Annotated in this window: 10 protein-coding genes and 1 riboswitch; of the genes, 7 read left to right on the top strand and 3 right to left on the bottom strand. The window is 73.6% G+C overall.

Annotation, left to right across the window (positions count from 1 at the left end; genetic code table 11):
* Positions 1-69: 69 nt before the first annotated feature.
* Positions 70-2,520 (bottom strand): DNA gyrase/topoisomerase IV subunit A, encoded by a 2,451-nt coding sequence (locus PV350_RS04510; RefSeq protein ID WP_499516970.1) that lies wholly within the window; start codon positions 2,518-2,520, stop codon positions 70-72.
* 206 nt (positions 2,521-2,726) lie between these two features.
* Here PV350_RS04510 and PV350_RS04505 point away from each other — a divergent pair, with 206 nt between their 5' ends.
* Both PV350_RS04505 and PV350_RS04500 read left to right on the top strand, forming a co-directional pair.
* Positions 2,727-4,079: a M16 family metallopeptidase gene (locus tag PV350_RS04505; protein ID WP_499514486.1), complete on the top strand. Its 1,353-nt coding sequence runs from the start codon at positions 2,727-2,729 to the stop codon at positions 4,077-4,079.
* Positions 4,080-4,096: 17 nt separating this feature from the next.
* The gene (locus tag PV350_RS04500; protein ID WP_500332982.1) at positions 4,097-5,467 is read left to right on the top strand and encodes a M16 family metallopeptidase; all 1,371 of its coding nucleotides are present in this window, start codon (positions 4,097-4,099) and stop codon (positions 5,465-5,467) included.
* 70 nt (positions 5,468-5,537) lie between these two features.
* On the opposite strand, the gene PV350_RS04495 is transcribed toward PV350_RS04500, so the two are convergent.
* On the bottom strand, positions 5,538-6,383 hold the full coding sequence (locus PV350_RS04495) for a class I SAM-dependent methyltransferase (protein ID WP_500332905.1): 846 nt from the start codon (positions 6,381-6,383) through the stop codon (positions 5,538-5,540).
* Between the two features lie 277 nt (positions 6,384-6,660).
* Positions 6,661-6,817: riboswitch (cyclic di-AMP (ydaO/yuaA leader) on the top strand.
* 15 nt (positions 6,818-6,832) lie between these two features.
* On the opposite strand from PV350_RS04495, the gene PV350_RS04490 reads away from it, so the two are divergent.
* On the top strand, positions 6,833-7,597 hold the full coding sequence (locus tag PV350_RS04490) for a M23 family metallopeptidase (RefSeq protein ID WP_499514488.1): 765 nt from the start codon (positions 6,833-6,835) through the stop codon (positions 7,595-7,597).
* Positions 7,598-7,817: 220 nt separating this feature from the next.
* Positions 7,818-8,510 carry a GntR family transcriptional regulator gene (locus tag PV350_RS04485; RefSeq protein WP_499514489.1) on the top strand — a complete coding sequence of 231 codons (693 nt, stop codon included), beginning with the start codon at positions 7,818-7,820 and terminating at the stop codon, positions 8,508-8,510.
* 215 nt (positions 8,511-8,725) lie between these two features.
* Here the strand turns inward: PV350_RS04485 and PV350_RS04480 are convergent, their stop codons facing one another.
* Positions 8,726-9,007, bottom strand: a complete 282-nt coding sequence (locus tag PV350_RS04480; protein WP_499514490.1) for an HPr family phosphocarrier protein — start codon at positions 9,005-9,007, stop codon at positions 8,726-8,728.
* 120 nt (positions 9,008-9,127) lie between these two features.
* On the opposite strand from PV350_RS04480, the gene PV350_RS04475 reads away from it, so the two are divergent.
* From PV350_RS04475 to PV350_RS04465, 3 genes are read left to right on the top strand one after another with little or no spacing between them, the layout of a single operon-like run.
* Complete coding sequence (locus PV350_RS04475; RefSeq protein WP_499514491.1) at positions 9,128-11,851, top strand: bifunctional acetate--CoA ligase family protein/GNAT family N-acetyltransferase; 2,724 nt, start codon at positions 9,128-9,130, stop codon at positions 11,849-11,851.
* Between the two features lie 28 nt (positions 11,852-11,879).
* On the top strand, positions 11,880-12,467 hold the full coding sequence (locus PV350_RS04470) for a DUF5998 family protein (protein WP_499514492.1): 588 nt from the start codon (positions 11,880-11,882) through the stop codon (positions 12,465-12,467).
* Positions 12,467-13,651, top strand: a complete 1,185-nt coding sequence (locus tag PV350_RS04465; protein WP_500332904.1) for an alkaline phosphatase family protein — start codon at positions 12,467-12,469, stop codon at positions 13,649-13,651. The genes PV350_RS04470 and PV350_RS04465 overlap by 1 nt, the downstream gene beginning before the upstream one ends.
* Positions 13,652-13,672 lie beyond the last annotated feature (21 nt).

Below are 13,672 nucleotides of genomic sequence, written 5' to 3'. Positions count from 1 at the left end.
CACCGCGTACGCCGAGGGGCGCGGCACCCGTACCGGGTGCCGCGCCCCTCATCGCTGTGGACGTGCCGGTCACACCGGCCCGGCGACCACCGAGACCCGCTTGGTGAGGGCCACGCCCGAGCCGTCCCGGCGCGGGTCCTTGGGCGGGAGGTCGGCCGGCGCACCCGTGGAGGTGGCGGCACGGGCCGGGGTGCAACCGGCCCAGGCGAGGAGCAGCATGTCCTCGCCCTTCAGGAAGCGCTGGCAGCGCACGCCGCCGGTCGCCCTTCCCTTGCGCGGGAACTGGTCGAACGGCGTGAGCTTGGCCGTGCCCTCCTCGGCGCCTGCGAGCGTCTCCCGGGTCCCGGCGAGGGTGAAGACCACGGCGTCGGCCGAGGGGTCGACGGCGGTGAAGGAGATCACCTTCGCGCCGTCCGTCAGCTTGATGCCGGCCATGCCGCCCGCCGGGCGGCCCTGCGGACGGACCTGGCCCGCCGGGTAGCGCAGCAACTGCGCGTCGTCGGTGATGAAGACCAGGTCCTCCTCACCGGTGCGCAGTTCGACCGCGCCGACGATGCGGTCGCCGTCCTTGAGCGCGATGACCTCCAGGTCGTCCTTGTTCGCCGGGTAGTCCGGCACGACGCGCTTGACCACGCCCTGCTCGGTGCCGAGCGCCAGACCCGGCGAGGACTCGTCGAGCGTGGTGAGGCAGAGCACCTGCTCGTCCGCTTCCAGCGACAGGAACTCCGCGAGCGGCGCCCCGCCCGCCAGGTTCGGGGCACCGGAGGTCTCCGGCAGGATCGGCAGGTCGATCACGGCGATCCGCAGCAGGCGCCCGGTGGAGGTGACCATCCCGATGTCGGCCCGCGCCGTCGTCGGGATCGCCGAGACGATCACGTCGTGCTTGACGCGCTTGCCGTCGCCCGGGGCCAGGGCCTCGCCGTTCGCCGTACGGGCCAGCAGCCCGGTGGAGGAGAGCAGCACGCGGCACGGGTCGTCGGCGACCTCCAGCGGCACGGCCGCGACGGGGGCCGCGCCCGGCTCCATCAGCAGGGTGCGGCGCTCGGTGGCGTACTTCTTGGCGACCGCCGCCAGCTCGGCGCCGACCAGCTTGCGCAGCTCGGTGTCGGACTCCAGGATCCGGGTGAGCTCCTCGATCTCGGCGGTCAGCCTGTCCCGCTCGGACTCCAGTTCAATCCGGTCGAAGCGGGTCAGCCGGCGCAACGGGGTGTCGAGGATGTACTGGGTCTGGATCTCCGACAGCGCGAAGCGCTCGATGAGGCGCTCCTTGGCCTGGGCGGCGTTGTCGCTGGAGCGGATGATCGAGATGACCTCGTCGATGTCGACCAGGGCGACCAGCAGGCCCTCCACCAGGTGGAGGCGGTCCCGGCGCTTGCCGCGGCGGAACTCGCTGCGCCGCCGGACGACCTCGAAGCGGTGGTCGAGGTAGACCTCCAGCAGTTCCTTCAGGCCCAGCGTGAGCGGCTGGCCGTCGACCAGCGCCACGTTGTTGATGCCGAAGGACTCCTCCATGGGGGTCAGCTTGTACAGCTGCTCCAGGACGGCCTCGGGGTGGAAGCCGTTCTTCACCTCGATGACCAGCCGCAGTCCGTGCTCGCGGTCGGTGAGGTCCTTGACGTCCGCGACGCCCTGCAGCTTCTTCGAGCCGACCAGGTCCTTGATCTTGGAGATGACCTTCTCCGGGCCGACCGCGAACGGCAGCTCGGTCACCACCAGGCCCTTGCGGCGGGCCGTCACGTCCTCCACGGCCACCGTGGCGCGGATCTTGAACGTGCCGCGGCCGGTCTCGTACGCGTCCCGGACGCCGTCCAGGCCCACGATCCGGCCGCCGGTCGGCAGGTCCGGGCCGGGGACGTAACGCATCAGCGTCTCGAGGTCCGCGTTCGGGTAGCGGATCAGGTGGCGGGCGGCCGCGATGACCTCGCCCAGGTTGTGCGGCGGCATGTTGGTCGCCATGCCGACCGCGATGCCCGAGGCGCCGTTGACCAGCAGGTTCGGGTAGGCGGCGGGCAGGGCCACCGGCTCCTGCTCCTGGCCGTCGTAGTTCGGCGTGAAGTCGACGGTGTCCTCGTCGATCGACTCGACCATCAGCATCGCGGCGGGGGTCGTGCGGCACTCCGTGTACCGCATCGCGGCCGGCGGGTCGTCGTTGCCGAGCGAGCCGAAGTTGCCGTGGCCGTCGACCAGCGGCACGCGCATCGAGAACGGCTGGGCCATGCGCACCAGCGCGTCGTAGATCGAGGAGTCGCCGTGCGGGTGGAGCTTGCCCATCACCTCGCCGACGACGCGGGCGCACTTCACGAAGCCGCGCTCGGGGCGCAGCCCCATCTCGTTCATCTGGTACACGATCCGCCGGTGCACCGGCTTGAGCCCGTCGCGGGCGTCCGGGAGGGCGCGCGAGTAGATGACCGAGTAGGCGTACTCGAGGAAGGACCCCTGCATCTCGTCGACGACGTCGATGTCGAGGATGCGCTCCTCGAAATCGTCCGGCGGCGGGGTCTTCGTGGTGCGGCGGGCCATCAGGGCGCTGCTCCTTCGGCTGGACCTCATCGGATAAGGACACGGGACTGTCGCGGACCATTGTGGACCGCCCCACCGACAGCCCGGACCACCCCCCCGCCTCATACGTGGCGGTGACGGGAACTTCGCGGGCCGTTTGTCCGCTGCCTAGAGTGGCAGGTCTCAGCACAAAACAACGAGTACGCGACCGGAAGGACAGCTTGCCCATGGGTCACACGGCCACGCCGGAGGCAGAATCCGGCGGCCTCACCGCGACCGAGCACCGCCTGGCCAACGGCCTGCGCGTCGTGCTCTCCGAGGACCACCTCACCCCGGTCGCCGCGGTCTGCCTCTGGTACGACGTCGGTTCCCGCCACGAGGTGAAGGGCCGTACCGGACTCGCCCACCTCTTCGAGCACTTGATGTTCCAGGGTTCGGCGAACGTCAAGGGCAACGGCCACTTCGAACTGGTCCAGTCCGCCGGCGGCTCCCTCAACGGCACCACCAGCTTCGAGCGCACCAACTACTTCGAGACCATGCCGGCCCACCAGTTGGAGCTCGCGCTCTGGCTCGAGGCCGACCGCATGGGCAGCCTGCTGTCCGCACTGGACCTGCAGAGCCTGGACAACCAGCGCGACGTGGTCAAGAACGAGCGCCGCCAGCGGTACGACAACGTCCCCTACGGCACCGCCTTCGAGCGGCTGACGGCGATGGCGTACCCGGACGGCCACCCGTACCACCACACCCCCATCGGCTCGATGGCGGACCTGGACGCCGCCTCCCTGGAGGACGCGCGCGCCTTCTTCCGGACCTACTACGCCCCGAACAACGCCGTCCTCGCGGTCGTCGGGGACATCGACCCGGAGCAGACGCTGGCCTGGATCGAGAAGTACTTCGGCACCATCCCGTCCCACGACGGCAAGCCGGCGCCCCGTGACGGTTCACTCCCCGGGGTGATCGGCGGGGAGCTCCGCGAGGTCGTCGAGGAGGACGTCCCCTCGCGCGCCCTGATGGCCGCCTACCGGCTGCCGCACGACGGCACACGCGAGTCCGACGCCGCGGACCTGGCGCTGACCGTCCTCGGCGGCGGTGAGTCCTCCCGGCTGCACAACCGCCTGGTGCGCCGGGACCGCAGCGCCGTCGCGGCCGGGTTCGGCCTGCTGAGGCTGGCCGGGGCGCCGTCGCTCGGCTGGCTCGACGTGAAGACGTCCAGCGGCGTCGAGGTGCCCACCATCGAGGCCGCCGTCGACGAGGAACTGGCCCGCTTCGCCGAGGAGGGCCCGACCCCGGAGGAGATGGAGCGGGCGCAGGCCCAGCTCGAGCGCGAGTGGCTGGACCGGCTCGCCACGGTCGGCGGCCGCGCCGACGAACTGTGCCGGTACGCCGTGCTGTTCGGCGACCCGCAGCTCGCGCTGACCGCCGTCAAGCGCATCCTGGACATCACCGCGGACGAGGTGCGCGCCGTCGCCGCGGCCACCCTGCGGCCCGACAACCGCGCCGTGCTGGTCTACGAGCCCACGGGTTCGGCGGCCGCTTCCGGCGAGGACTCCGACGAGGACGAGGAGGGCGCGGACCAGTGACCGACGTCCACACCACCATGACGTTCCACCCGCAGCCACGGCCGGGCCAGCCCAAGCCCTGGGACTTCCCGGCCCCCGAGCGGTCCACGCTGCCCAGCGGGCTGACGGTGCTGCGCAGCCGGCGCCCCGGCCAGAAGGTCGTCGCCGTCGAGGTGCTGCTCACGGCGCCGCTCGACGCCGAGCCCGAGGGCCTGGACGGCGTCGCCACGATCATGGCCCGGGCCCTGTCCGAGGGCACCGACAAGCACACCGCCGAGGAGTTCGCCGCCGAGCTGGAGCGCTGCGGGGCCACCCTCGACGCGCACGCCGACCACCCCGGCGTCCGGGTCTCCCTGGAGGTCCCCGCCTCCCGTCTCGACAAGGCCCTCGGCCTGCTCGCCGACGCGCTGCGCGCCCCGGCGTTCCCGGACGGCGAGGTCGAGCGGCTGGTGCGCAACCGCCTCGACGAGATCCCGCACGAGCTCGCCAACCCCGCGCGGCGCGCCGCCATGGCGCTGTCCAAGGAGCTCTTCGCCGCCGACCTGCGCTGCTCCCGGCCGCGCCAGGGCACCGAGGAGACGGTCGCGCGCATCGACGCCTCCGCCGTCCGTGCCTTCTACGACACGCACGTACGTCCGTCCACCTCGACGGCCGTCGTGGTCGGCGACTTCACCGGGATCGACCTGGAGGGGCTGCTCGAGAGCACGCTGGGGGAGTGGAGCGGCAAGCCCGCCGAGCGCCGCCCGCTGCCCGCGATCACCGCCGACGACACCGCGCGCGTCGTGATCGTCGACCGGCCCGGGTCCGTCCAGACCCAGGTGCTCATCGGCCGCGCCGGCGCGGACCGCCACGATCCCGTCTGGGCGGCCCAGGTGCTCGGCACGTACTGCCTCGGCGGCACGCTGACCTCGCGCCTGGACCGCGTCCTGCGCGAGGAGAAGGGTTACACCTACGGCGTGCGGGCCTTCGGCCAGGTGCTGCTGTCCACGCCCGAGGGCACCGGCGTCTCCCTGCTCGGCATCAGCGGGTCCGTGGCGACCGACGTCACCGCGCCCGCGCTGGCCGACACCTGGCAGGTGCTGCGCACCCTGGCGGCGGAGGGGCTCACCGACGAGGAGCGCGACGCCGCCGTGCAGAACCTGGTGGGCGTCGCACCGCTGCGCTACGAGACCGCCTCGGCGGTGGCCGGGACCTTCGCCGACCAGGTCGAGCAGTCCCTGCCGGACGACTTCCAGGCCCGGCTCTACGAGCGGCTGGCCGTCACCGGCACGGTGGAGGCGACGGCCGCGGCCGTCAACGCCTTCCCCCTGGACCGGCTCGTGGTCGTCCTCGTCGGCGACGCCTCCGCCATCGCGGACCCGATCCGCGAGCTGGGCATCGGCCCGGTCGAGGTCGTCACGGGCGGCTGACCGGTAGCTCCACACCGCGGCCCCGGGTGCCCCTGCGGCGCCCGGGGCCGCGGTGCGCGGGGGTGCCCGTTCAGCGGCCCAGCCGGGCCGCCGCCACGTTGATCCGCATGCCGCACGGAACCCGTCTGCCGGCTCCGCTCAGGCCGGCGGCCCGGTCCAGGAACACGGCGCGCAGCTCCTCGGTCGGCTCCTCGTCCAGGACCTCCATGTCGTAGAACGTCCCGGTGAGGGCGGACCAGACCTCGTGGGGCGTCCCGTCCATGGCGATGACGACCGTCTCCCAGGACAGCGGCGCGAAGCCCAGCGGTGCGAGGAGCCCGTCGAGCCCCTCCCGGCTCCGTGTCCTGCGGTCGCCCAGCCGAGGAAGGCGCCGCTTCGCCGCCTTGAAGTACGGCACGGCCAGCGTCAGGAAGAGCTCCACGGCCTCGCCGGGGACGGGCCCGCCGCCGACGGCGACGGCGAACGTGCCGCCCGGCGCGAGCACCCGGGCGGCCTCGGCCACGACCCGGTCGGCGTCCGACATCAGCATGAGCGCCATGTGGGAGACCACGGCGTCGAAGGAGCCGTCGGCGAAGGGCAGCTCCTGCGCACGCCCCTGCCGCAGGTCGGCGCCGGCCAGCGCGGGCCGCCGGCGGGCGAGGGCCAGCTCGCCCTCCGACAGGTCGACGCCGGCCGGAACCCCGGCCCCGCGCCGGGCGAGCAGTTCCAGCAGGGCGCCGTCCGCGCAGCCGAGGTCCAGGACCCGCCGGGCGCCCGCGACACGCTCGGCGAGCACCTCGTAACTCGTCCGCCCGTCGCGGGTGGGGGCGGCCTCGGTCCCCTCCGACTGACGCCCGGGCATCCGGTCGTGGAAGGCGCGCAGGAAGTCCTCGGCGGCGCGGGCGGCGTCGGTGGCCGCCCCTGGTGTCGTGGTCACCCCGTGACCCTACGTACGCGGTGCCGCCGCCGGGTCCCGTTCGGCCGGGCCGGACGGTGACGCCGGTCACCGCGGACCGCGCCATGGACGTGCGGGGCTTCCCGGAGGGGCGCGCACCGCCGGGGAGCTGCGGCATCGCGGGATTGCGGACGGTTGCGACCGGTTGGCGGCCGGTGTGGCATCCCGCACATATTGCCGGATTTTTTTGGAGCCGGGAGCAACGCCTGGTTAACGTCCTCGGGTTGTCCGGCGGAAGCAGCCGCCTCCCGCGGCACCGGAGCAACGATCGCCGAGTCCCCGTCGGGCGTGAGCCTGGGGAGCCGGGGACCCACCTGAGATGTCCCTGGGGTGAATCGGGCGGCCTGCCGCCGCCCGTAGGAGACCTTCCTGCTCCGAACCCGTCAGCTAACCCGGTAGGCGAGAAGGAAGGAAAGGATCCCCGCCTGCCCATGGCGTCGTTCTCCATACGTTCCACCCTGGCCGGCGCCGCCGCGCTGACCACCGTGACCACCGGCGCGTTCGTCGTGCCCGCCGCGGCTGCCGACGCCAGGGCCGAGGGTTCCGCCTTCGCCCGCTGCGCCGCGGTCGCCGGGGACCTCGCCGCGCACCTCGCCGACCAGGCCTCGGCCCAGCACCGGGCCGCCGTCGTCGCGCGCAAGCGCCACGACGCCGATGTCGCGCGCGCCAAGCGCGTCGCCCGTGAGCGCGCCGCCAAGGAGGCCGCGGCCAAGGCAGCCAAGGCCAAGGCGGCCCGGGAGAGCGGCACCGCGCACGCCTCCCGGGGCGCCGCGAAGGGCCGCGGCACGCTCGGCGGCTGGATGCTGCCGGTCGCCGGCTCCATCGGCACCCCCTACCACGCGACGAGCAGCCTGTGGTCCTCCGGCTACCACACCGGCGTGGACTTCCAGGCCTCCGTCGGCACCCCGGTGCACGCCGCCGGCGCGGGCACCGTCGTCGAGGCGGGCTGGGGCGGCTCCTACGGCAACAACGTCGTGATCCGCCACGCGGACGGCATGTACACCCAGTACGCCCACCTGTCCTCGCTGGGCGTGTCCGTGGGCCGGACCGTCTCCGCGGGGCAGCAGATCGGCCTGTCGGGCGCCACCGGCAACGTGACGGGGCCGCACCTGCACTTCGAGGCCCGTACGGCACCGTCCTACGGCGCCGACGTGGACCCGCTGGCGTACCTGCGTTCCAAGGGCGTCCGCATCTGAGCCATTCCCCTCCCCCCACACGAAGGCCCCGGTTCCCCCCGCCGGGGCCTTCGGCATGCCGGCGCTTCCCGGCCGCGGGTGTCCAAAAATGCTCCATGAATTCAGGGCGGCCGTCGGAATCGGCGGCGTGCTGGAATAGAGTCGCGGCAGAAACGCCGGCTCCTCCGTTACGCGGGGATTAAAGGACGGCCGTCGGCGCGCACCGAAAGGAACCTGCTATGTGGGGTCGTACGTGAAGGGGGCCGGCGGCGCGGGCCGCCCGATTTCGGCCCGGGCGGTGTGCACCGCGATCCGTGACGACATCATCAGCGGGTTCTTCGCGCCGGGGAGCCGGCTGACCGAGGAGCAGCTGGCCAAGCGCTACGGGGTGTCCCGGGTCCCGGTGCGCGAGGCGCTGCGCACCCTGGAGTCCGAGGGCTTCGTGCGGACCCGCCGGCACGCCGGGGCGTCCGTGGCCGAGCCGACCGAGCAGGAGGCCGCCGACCTGCTGGACATCCGCGCCCTGCTGGAGCCGCTGGGCGCCGCGCGGGCGGCGCAGCGGCGCACCGAGGCCCATGTGAAGGTGCTGCGCGGGCTCGTCCGGCTGGGCCAGGAACGTTCCCTCCGGCGCCAGTTGTCCGACCTGCCCGCGCTGGACGGCTGGTTCCACGAGACGCTGGCCCAGGCGTCGGGCAGCCCGACCCTGGTGGCGCTGCTGACCCAGCTGCGGCACAAGATCGCCTGGGTGTACGCGGTGGACACCCCTGGGCGGGCCGTGGAGTCCTGGGAGGAGCACGGGGCGGTCGTGGACGCGGTGGCGCGCGGTGACGCGGAGCGGGCCCGGCGGCTGATGGCGGCCCATGTGGAGCGGGCGACGGCGGTGCACCGGCTGCGCCGTCCGGAGAGCACGGGGCGCGGCGCCGCGGCGCGGTGAGGAATCGGAAACACGCCGTACACACTTCGCGCGGCCGGGTTTAACAGAAGTGCCGTATACAACTTGGGGAATTGTGCGCGGGGTATTTCTGCGCCCTATTGTGCTGCGCGCTGCCCGAAAATGACTTCGCAATGGCGAAGGGGCGGGTCCGCGAAATCCGGCCGGATTTCACGCGCAGGCCCGCCCCTTTTGCCGCACCGCGGCTTCGCGCGCTGTCAGACGGTCTCGGGGAGCTCGTCCAGCCCTTCGGAGACGAGCTTGGCCAGGCTGTCCAGAGCGGCGTCCACCCCCTCCGCGTCGGAGGCCAGCACGACCTCCTCGCCGCCGGCCACGCCCAGGCTCAGCACGGCGAGCATCGAGGCGGCGTTGACCGGGGCCCCGTCCGCCTTGGCGATGGTGACGGGGGCGCCCACGGCGGTGGCGGCGCGGACGAAGATCGAAGCGGGACGTGCGTGCAGGCCCTCGGCCCAGCCGATGGTGACGCGGCGCTCAGCCATGGTGTTGCCCTTCGGGTCGTTCCTGGGAGGTCTAGACCAGTCTGCCATGCCTCGGACACCGGTCCGTCCCCACATCGTCGCACCGGTCCCGCGACCGGCAGGTGCCCGTACGCTTGGGCCATGACGACGCCGTCCGCCGCAGAGCGCGACTACCCGGTCCACTGGGAGGCGGACGTGGTCCTGCGCGACGGCGGGATCGCACACGTCCGGCCCATCGCGCCGGACGACGCGGGACGGCTGGTCAGCTTCTACGAGAAGGTCTCCGACGAGTCCAAGTACTACCGCTTCTTCGCGCCCTACCCCCGGCTCTCCGACCGGGACGTGCACCGCTTCACCCACCACGACTACCGCGACCGCGTCGGCCTGGCGGCCCTGGTCGGCGGCGAGTTCATCGCGACCGTCCGCTACGACCGCACCGACGACGGCGAGGCCGAGGTCGCCTTCCTGGTCCAGGACGCGCACCAGGGCCGCGGGGTGGCCTCCGCCCTGATGGAGCACATCGCGGCGGTGGCCCGCGAGCGCGGCATCCGCCGCTTCATCGCCGAGGTGCTGCCCTCCAACCGCAAGATGATCAAGGTCTTCACCGACGCGGGCTACACCCAGCAGCGCAGCTTCACCGACGGCGTCGTCAGGCTCGAATGCGACCTGGAGCCCACCGAGCAGTCCCTCGCCGTCATGCGCGCCCGCGAGCAGCGCGCCGAGGCCCGTTCCGTCCAGCGGCTGCTCGCCCCGGCCTCCGTGGCCGTCATCGGCACCGGCCGCCGGCCGGGCGGCGTCGGCCGCGGAGTGCTCCGGAACATCGTCGCGGGCGGCTACACCGGCCGCGTCCACGCCGTGAACCGCTCCTTCCCCGAGGAGCTGCGCACCCTGGACCCCGAGGGCGTCCCCGCCCACCGCTCCGTCGCCGAGATCCCCGACACCGTCGACCTCGCCGTGATCGCCGTGCCCGCCGACGACGTCGCCGAGGCCGTCGACGCATGCGGCCGGCACGGCGTCCTGGGCCTGCTGGTGATCTCCTCCGGCTACGCCGAGTCCGGCGCCGACGGCCGCCGCAGGCAGCGCGCCCTGGTGCGGCAGGCCCACTCGTACGGGATGCGCGTCATCGGCCCCAACGCTTTCGGCATCCTCAACTCCGCCGAGGACGTCCGGCTCAACGCCTCCCTGTCGCCCCAGACCCCGGACGGCGGACGGCTCGGCCTGTTCACCCAGTCCGGCGCCATCGGCATCGCCCTGCTGTCGGGGCTGCGCCGGCGCGGCGCCGGACTGTCGTCCTTCGTCTCCGCCGGCAACCGGGCGGACGTCTCGGGCAACGACATCCTGCAGTTCTGGTACGACGACCCGGCCACCGACGTCGCCCTGCTCTACCTCGAAACCCTCGGCAACCCGCGCAAGTTCTACCGCCTCGCCCGGCGCACCGCCGCCGTCAAGCCGGTCGTCGTCGTCAAGGGCGCCAGGCACTCGGCGGCCGCCCCGCCCGGACACGCGGTGCCCCCCGCCCGTATCCCCGACAGCACCGTCTCCGCCCTGCTGCAGCAGGCCGGCGTCATCCGCACCGACACCGTCACCGAGCTCCTCGACACCGGACTGCTGCTGTCCTGCCGGCCGCTGCCCGCGGGGCCCCGTGTCGCGGTCCTCGGCAACTCGGAGTCGCTCGGCCTGCTCACCTACGACGCCTGCCTCACCGCCGGGCTGGAACCGGGCCTCCCGCTCGACCTCACCACGGCCGCCGGCCCCGAGGACTTCCGGGCCGCCCTCACCGCCGCCCTCGCCGACCCCGCCCACGACGCCGTCGTGGTCACCGCCATCCCGCGCGTGGGCTCCGACCTCGGCGAGACCCCCGCGAGCAGCGACGACCCCGCGCTGGCCGAAGCGCTCCACGCCGCCGCGGACGAGGCCGGCACCGGCAAGCCCGTCGTGATCGTCCACACCGCCCTGGAGGCCATGGCCACCCGCCTCGCCGCGGTCCGCATCCCCGCGTACGGCGCCGCCGAGCGCGCCGTGAAGGCACTGGCCAGGGCCGCCGCCTACGCCCAGTGGCGCAGGGACGCCCAGGTGCCGGGCAGGGTGCCGGAGTTCGAGGACGTCGACGAGGCGGGCGCCTGCCAGGACGTCACCCGGCTGCTCGACGAGGCGGCGGAGCCCGCCGGGGACACCCACGGCGTTCCCCTCGACGACTCCGCGGCCGCCGCCCTGCTGGCCCGCTACGGCATCACGGTCCGGCCCACGCTGCCCGCCCCCGGGATCGACGCGGCCCTGGAGGCGGCCCGGCGGCTCGGCTACCCGGTCGCCCTGAAGACCACCGCGCCCCACCTTCGGCACCGCGCCGACCTCGGCGGCGTACGCCTGGACATCGCCGGCCCCGACGACCTCGGCCGCGCCTTCGAGGAGCTGACCGCCCGGCTGGGCAAGCCCGAGGAGCTGCACCTGGTCGTGCAGGCCATGGCACCGCGCGGCGTCGACACGGTCGTACGCGCCACCGTCGACCCGGCCGCGGGCGCCGTGCTCTCCTTCGGCATCGCCGGCGCCCCCTCCGAACTCCTCGACGACATGGCGCACCGGCTGGTCCCGGCCACAGACCGGGACGTCGCCGAGCTGGTCCGCTCCATCAAGGCGGCCCCGCTGCTGTTCGGCTGGCGCGGCGCGGAGCCGGTGGACACCGGCGCCCTGGAGGAGCTGCTGCTGCGGGTGTCGCGGCTGGTCGACGACCTGCCCGAGGTGGTCTCCGTCGACCTCGAACCGGTCGTGGTGGCCCCCGCCGGCCTCACCGTGCTCGGCGCCTCCGTGCGCCTCGCGCGGCCCCCGGCCCGCACGGACCTCGGGCCTCGTGCACTGTCGTCCTTCTGAACACGTGCTCCGCACTAGGATGGTCGCCATGGCGAAGACCGGTACGACGACCCAGGGGCTGCGCGCGGCGATCGAGCGCAGCGGCTACTACCCCGCCCTCGTGGCCGAGGCCGTGGAGGCCTCCGTCGGTGGGGAGGCGGTCGCCTCGTACCTGGTCCACCAGGAGACCACCTTCGACGCGAACGAGGTCCGCCGGCACGTCACCGTCCTGGTCCTGACCAGCACGCGCTTCATCGTCAGCCACACCGACGAGCAGAGCGCCGACGACACCTCCCCGAGCCCCTACGCCACCACCTCCACCGAGTCGGTCAAGCTGGAGCGGATCTCGTCGGTCGTGCTGAGCCGGGTCGTCGCCAACCCCGAGTCGTACACCCCGGGCACCCTGCCCCGCGAGGTCGTGCTGACCATCGGCTGGGGCGCGGTCAGCCGCATCGACCTGGAGCCCGCCGCCTGCGGCGACCCCAACTGCGAGGCCGACCACGGCTACACCGGCTCCTCCAGCGCCGACGACCTGAGCCTGCGGGTCAGCGAGGCGGGCGACGGCCCCGAGACCGTCCGCCAGGCCCTCGCCTTCGCGCAGGCGCTCTCCGAGGCGACCGCGGGCGCGGCCTCCTGATGGTCCATCCCGCCCCGTCCTACGAACCGCTCGACCCGTACGCCGCGCCCGCCCCGCGCTACGGCAGCGGCTCGCTGAGCGACCTGCTGCCCGCGGTCGCCGCCGGGCTCGGCATCACCGGCGCCCCGCGGACGGCGCTCGACCTCGCGCCCGCCGACCGGGTCTGCGTGTTCCTCGTCGACGGCATGGGCTGGGAGCTGATCCGCCGGCATCCCGACGAGGCGCCGTTCCTCACCTCCCTGATCGCCGGCTCGGCCACCGGCAGCGGCCGGCCGATCACCGCGGGCTTCCCCTCCACCACCGCGACCTCGCTCGCCTCCGTCGGCACCGGGCTGCCGCCCGGCGCGCACGGCCTGGCCGGGTACACCGTGCTGAACCCGGACACCGGCGAGCTGATGAACCAGCTGCGCTGGCAGCCGTGGACCGACCCGTACGTCTGGCAGCCGTACCCCACGGTCTTCCAGCTCGCCCAGGCCGCCGGCATCGAGACCTGCCAGGTCACCTCGCCCACCTTCCAGCACACCCCGCTGACGAAGATCGCCCTCAGCGGCGGCACCTTCCACGGGCGGCTCACCGGCGAGGAGCGCATGGACCTCACCGCCGAGCGGCTCGCCGCGACCGACCGGGCGCTGGTCTACACGTACTACAGCGAGCTGGACTCCATGGGCCACCGGCACGGGGTCGACTCCGACGCCTGGCGCGGCCAGCTGATGATGGCCGACCGGCTCGCCCAGCGGCTCGCCGAGCAGCTCCCGCCGCGCAGCGCGCTGTACATCACCGCCGACCACGGCATGATCGACATCCCCTTCGACCCGGAGTCCCGGATCGACTTCGACGAGGACTGGGAGCTGCGCGCCGGCGTCGCCGTCCTCGCCGGCGAGGCCCGGGCCCGTCACGTCTACGCCGTGCCGGGTGCCGCAGCCGACGTGCACGCGGTGTGGAGCGAGGTGCTCGGCGAGCAGATGTGGGTGGCCTCCCGTGAAGAGGCGGTCGCCGCGGGCTGGTTCGGGCCCGTCGTGGAGGACCGGGTGCTCGGCCGCATCGGCGACGTCGTCGCCGTCGCCCGGGACGACATCGCGATCGTTGCCACCCGCTCCGAGCCGGGGGAGTCCACCATGGTCGGCCTGCACGGCTCGATGACCCCCGTGGAGCAGTTGGTGCCGCTGCTCGAAGTCCGCACCTGACGCACCGCCCTCCCTCCCCAC

It is taken from the genome of Streptomyces sp. PA03-6a, assembly GCF_033792765.1.
GTDB lineage: Bacteria > Actinomycetota > Actinomycetes > Streptomycetales > Streptomycetaceae > Actinacidiphila.
The sequence above is the reverse complement of the archived record's forward strand: the minus strand, read 5'-3'. Positions and strand labels throughout refer to the sequence as shown.